Below are 15,517 nucleotides of genomic sequence, written 5' to 3' on the forward strand. Positions count from 1 at the left end.
GTCGAGGCCCTCCCGGCGGCCTACTGGTTGCGCAGCTCGACCAGGATCGCCTGCGGCGTCTCGCCCTCGTCGCCCGGCCTGATGGCCACCGGCTGGTTCGGCGGCACCGTCACCGTCGGAAGGACGGTGTCGTCCGGCAGCTTCGCCTTCACCTGGATCTCTTCGCTACCGCCGCGCACACCGAACGTGCCCGGCACCTCAAGCGTCAGATAACCCTTCGAGCCGATCAGCCGGAAGCAGTAATACATCCCGTAGGGCTCGACATCCAGGTGCTTCTCCACCTGGATCAGGCCGACCGGACACTGCGTCCCGGTGTACGGACGGGCCGAGTCGAACACGATGTGCCCGTCACCCTTGAAAACCTTCAACCCGTGCTCGGCCAGAATGGCGTCAGCCCCCGGATGCGTGTAGTCCTCCACGATGGACGGCGGCGCATCGGCCTGCTCCGCGGCAAAGCCACTCGAAGCGGTCAACGCAACCACACCACCGGCAGCAGCCAGGGCCACGACACCAACGAACGCGTTGGCACCCTTCATGATTTCTCCCCCGTAAAAAATCCGCCCCGACCCGGATGGGACAGAGAGCGACGGTCAGGACCTTATCGGTGGTCACGCATGTCCACAAGACCGGTCCGCGAGCCGTCCAAGGTAGAGGCCGCGAGAAACGCCCATGAGGACACTGGCCGTCGGCCCGGGGCTGCAGCGACTTCTCGCCGGGGGTCTACCTGTGCTCAGCCGACTGCCAACCACGCGACCACGGCGACGACGCCGCACCATCGGCTGCCTACCGTGCGGGGATGAGGGGAGGCTGCCGGTTGCCGTGCCGCTGGCGTCGCCGCTGATCGGCTGCGCTCCGGCCAGTGCCACCAACGACCCCGTCCCGGCCAGTGTCCGCGACCCACACCCGACCAGCCGCAACCGGTCGGCGTACGCCAGATCGTCGTGGACCCGGACGGTCCCGGCCCGGCCGGCCGCTTCCCGATGAACATCTACAGTCACGGGCCGCGCAGCCTGCCCATGCCGCACGCCCCGCTGGCGGCGCGATGGGCAGTCGCGGGGGTCGTAGTGTCCGCGCCCTCCCACCTGACCCCGCCTTCCCCGCGCGCGCTGATCACGAGGTTTCCGTCGCCAACAGCCCTCGATCGTGACGCAAACCTCTTGATCACCAAGGAGGGGAGGTGCGTAGGGCCCAGCTTTTGGGGATCGCGGTCTTCTAGGGTTGGCGTGTGGCCCGAAGTGTGTATCTGACGAGCGTGGGATCGGGCGGGGGCAAGTCGACAATCGCCCTCGGGCTGGCCGAGCTGCTGTCGCGACAGGTGGGGCGGATCGGCGTGTTCCGGCCGCTGGTCGCCGACGCCGTACCGGATTCGATCCTCGCCCTGCTCAGCGAGCGGTACCGGGTCGAGCTGCCGCTGTCAGAGCTGGCCGGGGCCACGTACGCCGAGGCAGCCGCGCTGGTGGCCGAGGGCCGCCGCGAAGAACTGATCTCCGCCGTGGTGGAGCGCTACCGGGCGGTGGAGCGGCAGTGCCCGGCGGTGGTCGTGGTGGGAAGTGACTTCGACGAGCCGGGCGACCCGGCACACCCCAGCGAGCTGGCCTTCAACGCCCGGCTGGCCACCGAGTTCGGCAGTGTGGTGGTGCCGGTGGTGGACGGCTACGAGCAGGAGGCGGCGGCCGTCGCGGCGGCCATGCGGGGGGCGTACCACGATGTGGCCGACCTGGGCGCGACGGTGCTCGCGGTGATCGCCAACCGGGTGTCCGAGCCGATGACGTTGCCGGAGCTGCCCGTGCCGGCGTACGCCATCCCGGAGGTGCCGAGCGTGTCGGCGCCGACGGTGGCCGAGGTGGCGGCGGCGCTCGGCGCGACCCTGCTGGCCGGGGACGACGCCGCGCTCGGGCGGGACGTGCTGGACTTCGTGGTCGGCGCGGCGCACGTGCCGACCCTGCTGGACCACCTCACCGAGGGCGCCCTGGTGATCACCCCCGGGGACCGGGCCGACCTGCTCGTCGCCGCCAGCGCGGCGCACGTGGCCGGGCAGGTGTCCGTGGCCGGGCTCGTGCTCACCCTGGGCGAGCAGCCCGACCCGCGGGTGATGCGGCTGGTGGAGGGCCTGAACACCGGTCTGGCGGTGCTCTCCGTGGGCAGCGACAGCTACGACACGGTGGCCGCGTCCAGCCGGATCGAGGGGCGGCCCAGCATCGCCAATCCGCGCAAGGTGGAGGCCGCGCTCGGCGCGTTCGAGCGCTGCGTGGACACCGACGACCTGGCCCGGCGGCTGCGGGTCAGCCGGTCGACACGGGTCACCCCGCTGATGTTCGAGAACGAGCTGATCGACAGGGCCCGTTCGAAGCCCCGGCACCTCGTGCTGCCGGAGGGCGCCGAGGAGCGCATCCTGCGGGCGGCGGAGATCCTGCTGCGCCGGGGCGTGGCGGACCTGACGCTGCTCGGCCGCCCGGACGACATCGCCCGCCGCACCCGCGAGCTGGGCATCGACCTCGGCGACGCGCGGATCGTCGACCCGGCCACCAGCCGGTGGCGCGACGAGTTCACCGCCGAGTACGCGCGGCTGCGCGCCCACCGGGGCGTCACCGCCGAGTTGGCGCACGACATCGTGGCGCAGCCGAACTACTTCGGGACGCTCATGGTGGCCGCCGGGTACGCCGACGGCATGGTCTCCGGCGCCACGCACACCACCGCCGCCACCATCCGACCCGCGTTCGAGATCATCCGTACCGTGCCGGAGGTCTCGGTGGCCTCCAGCGTCTTCTTCATGCTGCTGGCCGACCGGGTGCTCGTCTACGGCGACTGCGCTGTCAACCGCGACCCGGACGCCCCGCAGCTCGCCGACATCGCCATCTCGTCGGCCGACACCGCCGCCCGCTTCGGCATCGAACCGCGGGTGGCAATGCTGTCGTACTCCACCGGCAGCTCCGGCGCGGGCGCCGACGTGGAGAAGGTCGCCGCGGCCACCGCGCTGGTCCGGGAGCGTCGGCCCGACCTGCTTGTCGAGGGACCGATCCAGTACGACGCGGCGATCGATCCCGCGGTGGCGGCGACGAAGCTGCCCGACAGCCCGGTCGCCGGCCAGGCCACGGTCTTCATCTTCCCGGACCTGAACACGGGCAACAACACGTACAAGGCGGTGCAGCGCTCGGCCGGGGCGGTCGCCGTCGGCCCGGTCATGCAGGGCCTCCGCCGGCCGGTGAACGACCTGTCCCGCGGCGCGACAGTGCCGGACATCGTCAACACGGTGGCGATCACCGCCATCCAGGCGGCCGCCGAGGAGGCGTCATGAGTCGGGTGCTGGTGCTCAACTGCGGATCGTCGTCGGTGAAGTGGCGACACTACGACGGGGACCGGATCCTCGACCAGGGCACCGTCGAGCGGGTCGGTGAGCCGGGCGGCGGCCCCGCGGACCACGCCAGCGCCGTCCGGCAGATCCTGGCCGGGCTGGACCTGACCGGTCTGGCGGCGGTCGGGCACCGGGTGGTGCACGGCGGTCGGACGTTCAGCGCACCGGCGCTCATCGACGACGCGGTGCTGGCCGCGATCAAGGACCTGGTCCCGCTCGCCCCGCTGCACAACCCGGCCAACCTGGCCGGTATCGAGGTGGCGCGGGCCGCACTGCCGGACGTCGCCCAGGTCGCCGTCTTCGACACGGCGTTCCACCACACCCTGCCGGAGGCCGCCGCGACCTACGCGATCGACCGGGACACCGCGCAGCGCTACGACATCCGCCGGTACGGCTTCCACGGCACCTCGCACGCGTACGTCTCCCGGCGTACCGCCGAGCTGCTGGGCCGCCCTTACGACCAGCTCAACACCATCACCCTGCACCTGGGCAACGGTGCCAGCGCCTGCGCGGTCGCGAACGGCCGCAGCGTCGCCACCTCGATGGGAATGTCCCCCCTCGAAGGGCTGGTGATGGGCACCCGCAGCGGCGACCTCGACCCGACGGCGATCTTCCACCTGCGCCGCGAGGGTGGCATGTCTGTCGACGACATCGACGACCTGCTCAACCACCGCAGCGGTCTGCTCGGGTTGACCGGCGCCAACGACATGCGCGAGGTGCTCCAGCGCCGGGCGGCCGGTGACCCGGCCGCCGCGCTGGCCTTCGACGTGTACTGCCGGCGGATCACCGGGTACGTGGGCGCGTACTACGCGCTGCTCGGCCACGTGGACGCGATCGCGTTCACCGCCGGTGTGGGTGAGCACGCCGCGCCCGTCCGGGCCGCCGCGTTGGCCGGGTTGACCCGCCTCGGCATCACCGTCGACGAGGCGCGCAACAACGGCGACGGCGACCGGCTGATCTCGCCGGACGGCGCCGAGGTGAGCGTCTGCGTCATCCGCACCGACGAGGAACGGGAGATCGCCCGGCAGACCCGGGACGTGGTGGGGGCGGCCTGACCCCGCCCGAGCCGCGGGCGTGCGCCCGGCTCAGCCCCGACTCGTGCACATACGCCCCGCTCAGATCGCCAACCAGGCGACGAGTGCCACCAGCACGACGACGACCACCGCCGCACCGACGATGAGCGGCAGGCGGGACGGCGCGTCGGCCGGACCGGCGGCCTCCGGCGTCTGGGTGAAGGCGCGGAACGCCTCGGTGTTGCCGCTGGGGTCGGTGTAGTTCTCAGCCATGTCGGTGACCCTAGCGAAGCCCGTCGCGGCGCACCGCCCCCGCCTCCGCCCTCGGACGGGGTCGAGCCGGCCGGCGGAGGTGACCCGACCGGGTGGTGGACAGAGCCGGGCCGGACGGCGGGGTTGCTGGACGTACCCGGGCACCTACGGTGAAATGGTGGGGGCGGGACGGCTGGTCGCCGTACTGGTGACAGCGCTGCTCGCCGGTTGCGCACCGGCCAGCGCCGTGGCGGGCGGGTCCACCGGACCGCAGATCGCGCGCCGAGCGCCCGAGGGGTCGTACGTCGTCGGCGTGCGTACGCTCACTCTCGATCCGCGCTCGGCGCGCCCCCTGCCGGTCACCATCTGGTATCCGACCGGGACCGCCGGGGTGGCCGCCGGCCGGTTCCCGGTGGTGATCTACAGCCACGGGCTGTACAGCCGACCCGAGCTGCACGCCGAGTTGACCACCCGCTGGGCGGCTGCCGGTTTCGTGGTGGCCGCGCCCGCCTACCCGCACACCCGCGCGGGTGCTCCGCACTTCACCAGGGCCGACGTGCGCAACCAACCCGCCGACGCTTGGCGGCTGGTCCGGCACCTGGGCCGCCTCGACAACACCCCGGGTGATCCACTCGCGGGCCACCTGGATCTCACGTCGATCGCCGCCGCCGGTCACTCGGCGGGCGGCTTCACCACCGCCGGCATGTTCACCGAGGGCCACCCGGCCCGGCTGCGCGGGGGCATCGTGATCGCCGGCGGCGGGCTGCCCGGCAGCTTCGCCGGACCGATCGCACCGGTGCTCTTCGTGCACGGCACTGCCGACCCGGTGGTGCCGGTGACTGTCGGCCGGGCCGCCTACGCGCGTACGCCGGGGCCGGCCGCGTTCCTCAGCGTGCTCGGCCAGGGCCACGGCGAGTACCTCACCCCCGGCAACCCCGGATTCGCCGCAGTCCTCGCCACCACCACCGACTTCCTGCGCTGGACCCTCTACGGCGACCGGACTGCCGGCGCCCGCCTGCCCACCGACGCCCGCGCGCCCGGCACCCGATACGAGTCCCGCCCGCCCACCTAGGGCGTGTGCCGCCCTCCCCCGCGCACCCGGAAATGCCGCTAGGGTGCCCCGGTGGACGACCTCGCGCGCCGCCAGTTGGCGAGCATCGCCGAAGTCGTCGAGGTGGCCGGATCGGCGGGCGTCCCGGTGTGGTTGCGGGGCGGCTGGGCGATGGACTTCGCGCTCGGCGAGGTGTCCCGGCCGCACGTCGACGTCGACTGGTACTGCTGGCGCGAGGACGCGGACCGGCTGGCCGCCCTGCTTTTGGCCCGGGGTTGGCGCCCCGATCCCCGGATGCCGGTGGAGTTGCAGCTCGACCTGTTCGCCGTCGACGTGGAGGTGAGCGTCGCGTACCTGGGTCGGGACGACGCTCGTCGACCGACAGTGGGCGCCGGGCCCTGGGCCGGTACGCCGCTGCCGGCCGGGATGCTGGACGCGCCAGCCGGTCGCATCGGCGCGTTGACCGTGCCGACGATCTCGGTGCCGGCCCAGATCGAGTTCAAGCAGATGTTCCCGGTGTGGATGCCGGAGCGGGCCCGCCGCCCGAAGGACGCGGACGATCTTGCTCGACTGCGCGCTGGGCCTCGTCGAGCAGATCCTCGTACACCCCGACCTTGAAGCCGATCAGGTCCAGGCACTGGGTGAGCCTGCCGATCTGACCGGTGACACGCTCCCGGTGCTCGCGCAGGAGGGCGAGCCGTTCCTCCTCGTTGCCGGCGCCCTCCCGGACGAGGTCGGCGTACCGGCGGAGCGCGGGCAACGGCATGCCCGAAGCGCGGAGGATGATGCAGACGGTCAGCCAGTCCACGTCGTCCTGGCTGTAGACGCGACGCCCGCCGGGCCCACGGCGTACGGGTTCGACGAAGACGCCCTCCTGCTCGTAGAAGCGCAGGGCGTGCACGCTCAGGCCGGTGCGTTCGGCGACCTGCCCGATGCTCAGACTCACGGTGTCCTCGGCCATGCCGAGCAGGGTAACGAGGCTTGACCTAGAGCCGACTCAAGCTCCTAGGGTCCTCCGTGATCGTTACGAGATCACCAAGGGAGCATCGGCATGCGCTATCGCACACTCGGCGGCACCGGCATCGAGGTGAGCACCCACTGCCTCGGGACCATGATGTTCGGTGCCGTCGGAAACCCGGACCACGACGACTGCGCCCGCATCGTCCACGCGGCCCTGGACCAGGGCATCAACGTCGTCGACACCGCCGACATGTACGGCCGGGGCGAGTCCGAGCAGATCGTGGGCAAGGCGCTGCGGGGGCGCCGGGACGACGTCGTCCTCGCCACCAAGGTGCACTTTCCGATGAGCGAGGGGCCCAACCAGGGCGGCAACTCCCGGCGCTGGATCCTCAAGGCGGTCGAGGGGAGCCTGCGGCGCCTGGGCACCGACTGGATCGACCTCTACCAGGTCCACCGCCCCGACTCGTCGACCGACATCGAGGAGACGCTCTCGGTGCTGACCGACCTCGTCCGCGAGGGGAAGATCCGCGCCTTCGGCTGTTCGACGTTCCCCGCCGAGGAGATCGTCGAGGCGCACCAGGTCTCCGAGCGTCGGGGCCTCGCACGCCTGCGCACCGAACAGCCGCCGTACTCGATCCTGGCCCGCGGGGTCGAGGCGTCGATCCTGCCGGTCTGTCAGCGCTACGGCATGGGGGTGCTGGTCTGGAGCCCGCTCGCCTTCGGGTTCCTCAGCGGGAGGTACCGCAGAGACCGGCCCGTCGACCTGTCGACCGGGCGTGCCGCGCTCCGGCCGGCGCAGTTCGATCCCACGATCGCCGAGAACGCCGCCAAGCTCGACGCCGTCGAGCAGCTCGTCGATCTCGCGGCAAGCATCGACTGCACGCTCCCGCAGCTCGCCATCGCCTTCACCGTGGCCCATCCGGCGGTCACCTCGGCGATCATCGGACCGCGGACCATGGCGCACCTGGAAGACCTGCTCAAGGGCGCCACGCTCACCCTGGACGACGCGGCCCTCGACCGCATCGACGAGATCGTGCCGCCCGGAACCAACCGGTACGACCCCAACGCCGCCTTCCCGACACCTTCCCTGACCGACACCGCCCGGCGGCGACGCCCGCTCCCCGAACGCGCCGCAGCCTGAGTCAGCCGGTCGCGGCGTGACCTGCACGAACCGGCCATGCCGCGGCCTGAGTCAGCCGGTCGCCGGCGTGGCCTGGACGAGCCCGCACACCGCGGCCTCCGGGATCCCGTCACGGGGTGGGCACCGTGCGTCGAACAGCGCCGAGCCGGCCGGCGCGGCGGGGCACAATTGACCTCATGTCGCGTCGCGTCGCCCCCACGCTGCTGGCCAGCGCCCTGCTCATGGCCGGGCTGGTCGGCTGCTCCGCCGACGCCCGCAAGACCGAGAACTGGCAGGCACCGGCCGAGCCACCGCCCGCCGCCACGCCGACGCCGAAGGTGCCCGCCGGGACCGCACCGAAGAGCGCCTTCGGCGTCGGCGTACGCCAGCTCAAGCTGAACCGGGACGGCCGTGCGCTGCCGGTGACGCTGTGGTATCCGGCGGCCGGGACGACCGGCGACGCGGCCAAGCGGTCCGCGACGGCCGCGACGGGCCGGTTTCCGGTGGTCATGTTCAGCCACGGCCTCACCGGGCGGCCGGAGGACTACGCGACCCTGCTGACCCGCTGGGCGGCGGCGGGCTTCGTGGTGGCCGCGCCGACGTTCCCGCACACCTCCCGGGGCGGCGACGGCAACGTCCTCGACGTGCTCAACCAGCCGGCCGACGTGTCGTACGCGCTGACCCAGGTGTTGGCGCTCGACGGCAAGGCCGGTGACGGGCTGCGCGGCCGGTTGGACGCCGACCGGGTGGCCGCGGCCGGGCACTCGGCCGGCGGGGTGACCACCATCGGGCTGTTCACCACCAACCGGGACGAACGGCTGGACGCGGGTGTGGTGTTCGCGGGCACGGCGCTCGGCGTGGGTACCGCGTTCGCCGGGGCGGCCGCCCCGCAACTGTTCGTGCACGGTGAGCTGGACGAGGTGGTCGAGTACGCGGCGGGCAAGGCCGCGTACGACAAGGTGCCCTGGCCGAAGGCGATGCTCAGCCTGCCGAAGGGCGACCACGGGCGGACGATGCTCAAGGACAAGGCCGCGCTGCGGGTGGTGTCGGACACGTCAATCGAGTTCCTGCGGTGGTCGCTGTACGGCGACGCGGGGGCCAAGAAGCGGATCCCCACCGACGCGACGCGCGGCGACATCGCCACCTTCGACAACCACCTCTGACCCGCCTCCCCAAGATCCGCGCAACGTCAGGGATGTTGCTGCCTCAGCGCGCCAGCAGACAGCAGTTTCCCCGAAGTTGCGCGGATCTTCGCGGATCGTGAAGGCGTCAGGCGGTGTGGTCGATGACGATCTTGCCGAAGGCGTCGCCGGAGTGCAGGCGGGCGAAGGCGTCCTCGACCCGGCTGAACGGAACCACGCTGTCGATCACCGGACGGACCTCGTTCTCGGCGCAGAACGCCAGCAGCTCGTACAGCTCCCCCGGCGTGCCCATCGAGGTGCCCAGGATCTCCAGCTGCATGGCGAAGACCCGGCGGAGGTTTACCGACGGCTGGTGGCCGGCGGTGGCGCCGGAGACCACGATCCGGGCCATCGGCGCGGCCGACTTCAACGAGTGGTCGAACGTCGCCGCGCCCACCGTCTCGATCACCACGTCGACCCGCTCCGGCAGCCGGGCACCCGACTCCAGGGCGTTCGCCCCGAGGGCGGTGATCCGTTCCCGCTTGGCGGCGTCCCGGCTGGTCGCGTACACCCGCTTGCCCATCGCCAGGGCGAGCGCGACGGCCGCGGTGGCGACGCCGCCGCCCGCGCCCTGCACCAGCACGCTGTCGGCGTCCGCGACGCGGCCCTTGGTGGTAAGCATCCGCCACGCGGTCAGCCAGGCCGTGGGCAGGCACGCCGCGTCGGTCGCCGCCATGCCGTCGGGCAGCGGGATCAGATTCGACCGGGGTACGGCGACCCGCTCGGCGAGCGTCCCGGCGAAGTGCTCGGACAGGATGGAGACCCCGCGCGGGTCACCGGGCGTCACGACGACCGGGTAGACGACCATCTCGTTGCCGTCGGCGTCCACGCCCACCGCGTCGCAGCCGAGGACCATCGGCAACTGGGCCTCGGTGAGGCCCACCCCGCGCAGCGACCAGAGGTCGTGGTGGTTGAGCGAGGTGGCCCGCACCTGCACCGTCACCCAGTCGTCCTCCGGGTGGGTCGGCTCGGGCCGCTCACCGACGGTGAGGGCGGCGAGCGGATCGGCGTCGTCGAAACGGGAGGCGAAGGCGGCACGCATGATCGGCACGGTAACAAGCTGAGCGCCCGTTAAGAAGGGCCCCTTCCTGGTGCGAGGGCCCCGGCGCGTGGGCCGGCGGCGCGTGCTGCGCCGGAGCGCCCCCGGCCCACGCGTCTCAGCGGCGGGCGACTCCGTCGCGGCGGGCCGCTTCGGCGACGGCCTCGGCGACGGCCGGGGCGACGCGCGGGTCGAGCGGTGACGGGACGATCGCGTCGGCGGTCAGCGACTCCGCCACCACGCCCGCGATGGCGTCGGCGGCGGCGACCTTCATCCCCTCGGTGATCCGGGTGGCCCGCGCGTCCAACGCGCCCCGGAACACCCCGGGGAAGGCCAGCACGTTGTTGATCTGGTTGGGATAGTCGCTGCGTCCGGTGGCGACCACCGCGACGTGCCGGGCGGCCACCTCTGGGTGCACCTCCGGGGTCGGGTTGGCCAGCGCGAACACGATCCCGCCCGGGGCCATCTGAGCCACCGCCGCCTCGGGGATCTGCCCGCCGGAGACCCCGATCAGCACGTCCGCGCCGCGCAGCGCCTCGGTGATGTCGCCCTGGCGGCCGTCGGCGTTGGTGCTCGCCGCCAGCTCGGCCTTGGTGCCGGTCAGCTCGCCGCGGTGCCGGCCGATGATCCCCTTGGAGTCGCACACGACCACCTGGTCGGGGTTGACCCCACCGGCGATGAGCATCTTCGTCACGGCCACGCCGGCCGCGCCCGCGCCGCTCACCGCCACCCGCAGGTCACCGAGCTTGCGGTCGAGCAGGGTGGCGGCGTTGCGCAGCGCGGCGAGCACCACGATGGCGGTGCCGTGTTGGTCGTCGTGGAAGACCGGGATGTCCAGCGCCTCGTCGAGTCGCCGCTCCACCTCGAAGCAGCGCGGCGCGCTGATGTCCTCCAGGTTGATCCCGCCGAACGACGGGGCCAGCGCCCGCACCACAGCCACGATCTCGTCCACGTCCTGGGTGTCCAGGCAGACCGGCACCGCGTCCACCCCCGCGAACTGCTTGAACAGCACCGCCTTGCCCTCCATCACCGGCAGCGCCGCGCGCGGGCCGATGTTGCCGAGCCCGAGCACCGCCGATCCGTCGGTGACGACGGCGACGGCGTGCGACGCCCAGGTGTAGTCGTCGGCCAGGGCGGGGTCGGCGGCGATCGCCTCACACACCCGGGCGACACCAGGGGTGTACGCGAGGGAGAGGTCCTCGCGGCTGGTGAGCGGGACCGTCGAGGCGACGGCCATCTTGCCGCCCCGGTGCAGTTGGAAGACGGGATCAGCGGGGTCCACGGTGGACGAAGACATGGCGGTGACTCCAGGATCTGTCGAGCAGATGTGAGGCGGCCGGGCCGGCCGCGAGGTGGGCGGCGAGCGGTGGCGCGCGGTGCGGGGGGTCACCCGGGCACTTTCCGAGCATAGTGTCGGCACTGCCCCTCGGATGTGAGCAGGGTCATAACGGCCGACGGGGCACCCGTCCGAGGCGGGGCCAGTAGCGGAACACCACCCTTGCGCGCACGTCGGCCACTCCGTACGCCCGGGAGTCGTCGGTGACCAGACCGTTGTCGCCGCGCAGCCACCAGCCGCCGTCCTGCGGCCGTACCGCCCGCTTCACCACCAGCAGCTCGGGACGCGTCCGGAAGACGGCGACCACCACGTCACCGGGCCGGATCGGGCGTCCGCCCGGGCGGACCAGCACCGCGTCGCCGTGGCGCAGCGTCGGTGCCATGGAGGGACCGGTCACGAGGACGGCCGTCAGCGGACCCCGCAGCCGGGGTGCCTCCTCCGGATGATCGGCGCGCACTGGTTTCACCTCCATCCGGTTCGGGGAGCATTCCCAGGAGTAATGTCGCCTTTGATCATCGCAAACTTCCCATGGAGGATCCCGATGCGACTTCCGCGCATCCTTGCGCCCCGCGTCACCGCGAGCGCTCACTGCGACCTGCCGTGCGGCGTCTACGACCCGGCCCAGGCCCGGATCGAGGCCGAGTCGGTCAAAATGATCTGCGAGAAGTACCAGGCCAACACCGACCCGGAATTCCGTACCCGGGCGGTCATCATCAAGGAGCAGCGCGCCGAGCTGGTCAAGCACCACCTGTGGGTGCTCTGGACCGACTACTTCAAGGCGCCGCACTTCGAGAAGTACCCGAACCTGCACACCCTGTTCAACGAGGCCACCAAGCTCGCCGGCGCCACTGGCGTCAAGGGCAGCCTCGACCCGGCCACCGCCGACAAGCTCCTCGCGAAGATCGACGAGATCGCGAAGATCTTCTGGGAGACCAAGAAGGCGTGACCAACCCGGTCACACCGACGATCCGGCCGGTACGTCCCGAGGACGTGCCGGCCGTCGTCGCCATGGTGCACGAGTTGGCGGCGTACGAACGCGCCCCCGACCAGTGCCACCTCACCACCGACCAACTCACCACGGCGCTGTTCGCGACTGTTCCAGGTCGAGGCGCGGCGTCAGACGCGCCGAACTGGAGTGGTCGTAGTGCTGCCCCGGCGCTCTTCGGTCACGTCGCGGTCGACGGGCGCGACAAGCCGGTCGGCTTCGCGCTGTGGTTTCTCAACTTCTCCACCTGGGCCGGCGTGCACGGCATCTACCTGGAGGACCTCTACGTCTCCCCGGCCGCCCGGGGCACCGGCGCGGGCCGGCTGCTGCTCGCCACGCTCGCCGACATCTGCGTGCGGCGCGGCTACCAACGGCTGGAGTGGTGGATGATCGACTGGAATCCCGCAGCCGGTTTCTACGCCTCCATCGGCGCCGAGCAGATGAACGAGTGGGTCCCCTACCGGCTCAGCGGTGACGCGTTGCACGGCCTGGCCGCTCAGACGGAGGCCGCCGAGACGCGCCCGAACGACTGACCGGGTAGAGTCCCCGACCGGGGGGATGAGGCGTGACTCAACTGACCGGCCAGCCAGCGACCGACGACGACGTGGTGCACCTCACGGTGCCCGCCGACGGCGGTTACCTCGGCGTGCTCCGCACCGCCACCGCCGGTCTCGCGGCCCGGTTGCAGTTCGCGCTCGACGAGATCGAGGATCTGCGGATCGCTGTCGACGAGGCGTGCGCCATGCTGCTCGCCATCGCCACCCGCGACGCCGAGTTGGAGTGCCGGTTCTCGGTCACCAACGACGCGCTGACAGTCGAGGTGACAGTTCCGACCGTGCGCGGGGCGACGCTGCCCGCCGAGTCGTCCTTCGCCTGGAAGGTGCTCACCGCACTGACCACGTCGGCGTCCGCCACGGCCATCGAGGGCCGGGCGACGATCTCGTTGCTCACCCGCCGCTCCGGCGGCTACTGACCGACGCACGACGCCGCCCTCGCCGGACGACAGGGCCGGGCGGGCGGAGGCGTCTGACCCCCGGCCGTGTTCGCGGGGCGGGGGCGCTCACAGCGGGTCCGTGTTTCGCCGCGCCCGCCGCCCGGGTCACTCGAAGCCGAGGGCCTTCGTCGTGGGCGGGCTGACGAGCAGCCAGCCGACGCCCAGGCCGAGTGCCATGAGCGGTACGCCCAGCCAGCCCAGACCGCCCTGGATCATGAACCAGCCGATCGGCAGCAGCATGAGCTGAAGGACGATCGCGGGGGCCCGTGCGCCAGCCTTTCGGCGCAGCAGCGCGCGGCCCAGCGCCCAGAGCGCGACGGCCGCCCCGACGGCGAACGCGGTCACCAGCAACGCCGACGCGAGGTCGGTGGTGGTGGCGGTGAGGTCGGCCCAGACCAGCCAGACCGCGATCAGCCCGACGGCGACCGCCTCCGCCCACAGCAGCCGCACCGCCCAGCGGAGGGTGACGGGAATCGGGGCCGAGTCGATGGTCACGCGCGCCACGATACCCGGGCTACCGAGAGGTACAGTGCCGCCCATGCGGGCCGTCCTGGTGGTCAATCCGAAGGCCACCACCACCAGCGAACGCAGCCGGGACGTGCTTGTCCGGGCGCTGCGCAGCGAAGTCGACCTCAGTGTGCGCTACACCCGTCGCCGGGGGCACGCCATGGCGCTGGCCCGGGAGGCCGCCGCCGAGGGGGTCGACCTCGTCGTCACCCTGGGTGGTGACGGGACCGTGAACGAGGTGGTGAACGGCCTGATGACGGCCGAACCGCCGGCCGGCGCCGCGGGCGCCTCGATGGCGGAACGCCTGCCCGCGCTGGCCACCGTGCCGGGCGGTTCCACGAACGTGTTCGCCCGCGCGTTGGGTCTGCCCCGGGAATGGCCGGACGCGACCAGCATGATCCTCGAAGGGCTGCGCCTGGGCCGGCAGCGCACGGTGGGGCTGGGCCGTGCGGACGACCGCTACTTCACCTTCTGCGCCGGCTTCGGGCTGGACGCCGCGGTGATCCACCGGGTGGAGCAGGCCCGGCGAAAGGGTCGGGTCTCCACTCCCGGGCTCTACCTGCGCTCGATCATGGGCCAGTACTTCTTCGCCTCGGACCGGCGGCACCCGGCGATCAGCCTGGAGCGTCCGGGCGAGCCGGCGGAGGAGGAGCTGGCCACGGTCATCATCCAGAACACCGCCCCGTGGACGTACCTGGGCGACCGCGAGATCAACCCGAACCCGTCGGCGTCGTTCGACCTCGGGCTCGACGTGTTGGCGTTGCGTCAGCTCCGGGTGGCTAGCACAACACGTACAGTGACGCAGTTCGCATCCCGCAAGCCGGATCCTCGTGGACGTCAGGTGTTACGACTCCATGACACGGCGGAGTTCACCCTGCTCTCCAGCCGTCCGCAGGCGTTCCAGCTGGACGGGGACTATCTCGGCGAGCGGGAGAAAGTCAGATTCGCATCCATTCCGGCCGCACTCAGAGTAATCTGCTAGGTCTCGGGTACTGCCCTTGGTCGACGCGGCACCGCAACCGCAACGACGGGTGCCGCCACACCGAGGGGCAGGTGCCGGAAATGTCAGCAATGTCACGCGGACTGTACTATATTGATCCTCGGCTGTGGCACGGCGGGTAACCAGGAACGCACTGGAACCCGGACAAATGGGTTGTGGGCTTGCTCACCGCCCGGAGTTTTTCCGAGCGTCACCCTTGACATCACGACTGTTCGTGAAAGTATTCACAAGCGGACTTGAGTTACCGGGACATAGCCTGGATATGCTCGTCAGGTTGAGCTGTTCCAGCAGGTCCCCGGCGCTGAACGCCTGCTCACGCACTGCCGAATGGACGGACGCGAACTGTCACCATCGGCACTGCTGATGCATATAGGAAAAGCACGACAAGCAATTGTTCGTCACCCATCCAGAATGAGGAGTGTTGCCGCCATGGACTGGCGTCACCATAGTGTCTGCCGCGACGAGGACCCGGAGCTGTTCTTCCCGATCGGGACGTCCGGACCGGCTCTCCTGCAGGTCGAACAGGCAAAGGCCGTCTGCAGGCGCTGCTCCGTGACCGACCAGTGCCTGCAGTGGGCGCTCGAGTCCGGTCAGGACGCCGGCGTCTGGGGCGGGATGAGCGAGGAGGAGCGGCGCGCTGTGAAGCGGCGCGGCGGCCTCCGGGTGCTGCGCGCTCACTCCGCCTGATCCCCCAACGACACAGCTGCACGCCCCGGCAGGTCCGCCT

General features: G+C 71.6%; 18 protein-coding genes. 11 read left to right on the forward strand and 7 right to left on the reverse strand.

Annotation, left to right across the window (positions count from 1 at the left end; genetic code table 11):
* Window positions 1-20 precede the first annotated feature (20 nt).
* Window positions 21-536 carry a hypothetical protein gene (locus tag ACLQ26_RS11195; RefSeq protein WP_425744343.1) on the reverse strand — a complete coding sequence of 172 codons (516 nt, stop codon included), beginning with the start codon at window positions 534-536 and terminating at the stop codon, window positions 21-23.
* Between the two features lie 689 nt (window positions 537-1,225).
* On the opposite strand from ACLQ26_RS11195, the gene pta reads away from it, so the two are divergent.
* Window positions 1,226-3,295 carry a phosphate acetyltransferase gene (pta, locus tag ACLQ26_RS11200; RefSeq protein ID WP_425744344.1) on the forward strand — a complete coding sequence of 690 codons (2,070 nt, stop codon included), beginning with the start codon at window positions 1,226-1,228 and terminating at the stop codon, window positions 3,293-3,295.
* Complete coding sequence (locus ACLQ26_RS11205) at window positions 3,292-4,407, forward strand: acetate/propionate family kinase (RefSeq protein WP_425744345.1); 1,116 nt, start codon at window positions 3,292-3,294, stop codon at window positions 4,405-4,407. Before pta ends, ACLQ26_RS11205 begins: the two co-directional genes overlap by 4 nt.
* Window positions 4,408-4,467: 60 nt before the next feature.
* Here the strand turns inward: ACLQ26_RS11205 and ACLQ26_RS11210 are convergent, their stop codons facing one another.
* The gene (locus ACLQ26_RS11210) at window positions 4,468-4,638 is read right to left on the reverse strand and encodes a hypothetical protein (RefSeq protein ID WP_425744346.1); all 171 of its coding nucleotides are present in this window, start codon (window positions 4,636-4,638) and stop codon (window positions 4,468-4,470) included.
* Between the two features lie 154 nt (window positions 4,639-4,792).
* Between ACLQ26_RS11210 and ACLQ26_RS11215 the strand changes: the two genes are divergently transcribed.
* Together ACLQ26_RS11215 and ACLQ26_RS11220 are read left to right on the forward strand one after the other, a co-directional pair.
* On the forward strand, window positions 4,793-5,689 hold the full coding sequence (locus tag ACLQ26_RS11215; RefSeq protein WP_425744347.1) for an alpha/beta hydrolase family protein: 897 nt from the start codon (window positions 4,793-4,795) through the stop codon (window positions 5,687-5,689).
* Window positions 5,690-5,740: 51 nt separating this feature from the next.
* The gene (locus tag ACLQ26_RS11220) at window positions 5,741-6,286 is read left to right on the forward strand and encodes a nucleotidyltransferase domain-containing protein (RefSeq protein WP_425744348.1); all 546 of its coding nucleotides are present in this window, start codon (window positions 5,741-5,743) and stop codon (window positions 6,284-6,286) included.
* On the opposite strand, the gene ACLQ26_RS11225 is transcribed toward ACLQ26_RS11220, so the two are convergent.
* Window positions 6,168-6,629 carry a MerR family transcriptional regulator gene (locus ACLQ26_RS11225; protein ID WP_425744349.1) on the reverse strand — a complete coding sequence of 154 codons (462 nt, stop codon included), beginning with the start codon at window positions 6,627-6,629 and terminating at the stop codon, window positions 6,168-6,170. The two genes, ACLQ26_RS11220 and ACLQ26_RS11225, sit on opposite strands and share 119 nt — an antisense overlap.
* A 90-nt stretch (window positions 6,630-6,719) precedes the next feature.
* Between ACLQ26_RS11225 and ACLQ26_RS11230 the strand changes: the two genes are divergently transcribed.
* Entirely contained in the window at window positions 6,720-7,769 is a 1,050-nt protein-coding gene (locus ACLQ26_RS11230; RefSeq protein ID WP_425744350.1) for an aldo/keto reductase, read from the forward strand.
* Window positions 7,770-7,945: 176 nt separating this feature from the next.
* Window positions 7,946-8,911, forward strand: coding sequence for an alpha/beta hydrolase family protein (locus ACLQ26_RS11235; RefSeq protein WP_425744351.1), 966 nt, complete (start codon window positions 7,946-7,948; stop codon window positions 8,909-8,911).
* 106 nt (window positions 8,912-9,017) lie between these two features.
* On the opposite strand, the gene ACLQ26_RS11240 is transcribed toward ACLQ26_RS11235, so the two are convergent.
* The 3 genes from ACLQ26_RS11240 to ACLQ26_RS11250 form a co-directional block, all read right to left on the reverse strand.
* Entirely contained in the window at window positions 9,018-9,980 is a 963-nt protein-coding gene (locus tag ACLQ26_RS11240) for a zinc-binding dehydrogenase (RefSeq protein ID WP_425744352.1), read from the reverse strand.
* 106 nt (window positions 9,981-10,086) lie between these two features.
* Complete coding sequence (locus ACLQ26_RS11245) at window positions 10,087-11,265, reverse strand: NAD(P)-dependent malic enzyme (protein WP_358142231.1); 1,179 nt, start codon at window positions 11,263-11,265, stop codon at window positions 10,087-10,089.
* 145 nt (window positions 11,266-11,410) lie between these two features.
* Window positions 11,411-11,776 (reverse strand): S24/S26 family peptidase, encoded by a 366-nt coding sequence (locus tag ACLQ26_RS11250; RefSeq protein WP_363680020.1) that lies wholly within the window; start codon window positions 11,774-11,776, stop codon window positions 11,411-11,413.
* A gap of 69 nt (window positions 11,777-11,845) precedes the next feature.
* Between ACLQ26_RS11250 and sodN the strand changes: the two genes are divergently transcribed.
* Genes sodN through ACLQ26_RS11265 form a run of 3 tightly spaced genes read left to right on the forward strand, consistent with a single transcriptional unit; the run spans window position 11,846 to window position 13,262 of the window.
* On the forward strand, window positions 11,846-12,250 hold the full coding sequence (gene sodN / locus ACLQ26_RS11255; protein ID WP_266245848.1) for a superoxide dismutase, Ni: 405 nt from the start codon (window positions 11,846-11,848) through the stop codon (window positions 12,248-12,250).
* Window positions 12,247-12,822 carry a GNAT family N-acetyltransferase gene (locus ACLQ26_RS11260; protein WP_425744353.1) on the forward strand — a complete coding sequence of 192 codons (576 nt, stop codon included), beginning with the start codon at window positions 12,247-12,249 and terminating at the stop codon, window positions 12,820-12,822. Before sodN ends, ACLQ26_RS11260 begins: the two co-directional genes overlap by 4 nt.
* Before the next feature lie 32 nt (window positions 12,823-12,854).
* The gene (locus ACLQ26_RS11265; protein WP_425744354.1) at window positions 12,855-13,262 is read left to right on the forward strand and encodes an ATP-binding protein; all 408 of its coding nucleotides are present in this window, start codon (window positions 12,855-12,857) and stop codon (window positions 13,260-13,262) included.
* Window positions 13,263-13,388: 126 nt separating this feature from the next.
* Here the strand turns inward: ACLQ26_RS11265 and ACLQ26_RS11270 are convergent, their stop codons facing one another.
* Entirely contained in the window at window positions 13,389-13,778 is a 390-nt protein-coding gene (locus ACLQ26_RS11270) for a hypothetical protein (RefSeq protein ID WP_425744355.1), read from the reverse strand.
* 43 nt (window positions 13,779-13,821) lie between these two features.
* Here ACLQ26_RS11270 and ACLQ26_RS11275 point away from each other — a divergent pair, with 43 nt between their 5' ends.
* On the forward strand, window positions 13,822-14,772 hold the full coding sequence (locus tag ACLQ26_RS11275) for a diacylglycerol/lipid kinase family protein (protein WP_425744356.1): 951 nt from the start codon (window positions 13,822-13,824) through the stop codon (window positions 14,770-14,772).
* A 447-nt stretch (window positions 14,773-15,219) separates the two neighbouring features.
* Window positions 15,220-15,477, forward strand: a complete 258-nt coding sequence (locus ACLQ26_RS11280) for a WhiB family transcriptional regulator (RefSeq protein WP_088950012.1) — start codon at window positions 15,220-15,222, stop codon at window positions 15,475-15,477.
* Window positions 15,478-15,517: the final 40 nt, after the last annotated feature.

Origin of the sequence: Micromonospora sp. DT43, from assembly GCF_049841645.1 — a bacterium.
Lineage (GTDB): Bacteria > Actinomycetota > Actinomycetes > Mycobacteriales > Micromonosporaceae > Micromonospora.

Coding starts and splice junctions, on each gene's coding strand:
- ACLQ26_RS11195 (WP_425744343.1), bottom strand. CDS start 536: ATGAAGGGTGCCAACGCGTTCGTTGGTGTCGTGGCCCTGGCTGCTGCC.
- ACLQ26_RS11235 (WP_425744351.1), top strand. CDS start 7,946: ATGTCGCGTCGCGTCGCCCCCACGCTGCTGGCCAGCGCCCTGCTCATG.
- ACLQ26_RS11250 (WP_363680020.1), bottom strand. CDS start 11,776: ATGGAGGTGAAACCAGTGCGCGCCGATCATCCGGAGGAGGCACCCCGG.
- ACLQ26_RS11205 (WP_425744345.1), top strand. CDS start 3,292: ATGAGTCGGGTGCTGGTGCTCAACTGCGGATCGTCGTCGGTGAAGTGG.
- ACLQ26_RS11230 (WP_425744350.1), top strand. CDS start 6,720: ATGCGCTATCGCACACTCGGCGGCACCGGCATCGAGGTGAGCACCCAC.
- ACLQ26_RS11210 (WP_425744346.1), bottom strand. CDS start 4,638: ATGGCTGAGAACTACACCGACCCCAGCGGCAACACCGAGGCGTTCCGC.
- ACLQ26_RS11275 (WP_425744356.1), top strand. CDS start 13,822: ATGCGGGCCGTCCTGGTGGTCAATCCGAAGGCCACCACCACCAGCGAA.
- ACLQ26_RS11280 (WP_088950012.1), top strand. CDS start 15,220: ATGGACTGGCGTCACCATAGTGTCTGCCGCGACGAGGACCCGGAGCTG.
- ACLQ26_RS11245 (WP_358142231.1), bottom strand. CDS start 11,265: ATGTCTTCGTCCACCGTGGACCCCGCTGATCCCGTCTTCCAACTGCAC.
- ACLQ26_RS11215 (WP_425744347.1), top strand. CDS start 4,793: ATGGTGGGGGCGGGACGGCTGGTCGCCGTACTGGTGACAGCGCTGCTC.
- sodN (WP_266245848.1), top strand. CDS start 11,846: ATGCGACTTCCGCGCATCCTTGCGCCCCGCGTCACCGCGAGCGCTCAC.
- ACLQ26_RS11225 (WP_425744349.1), bottom strand. CDS start 6,629: ATGGCCGAGGACACCGTGAGTCTGAGCATCGGGCAGGTCGCCGAACGC.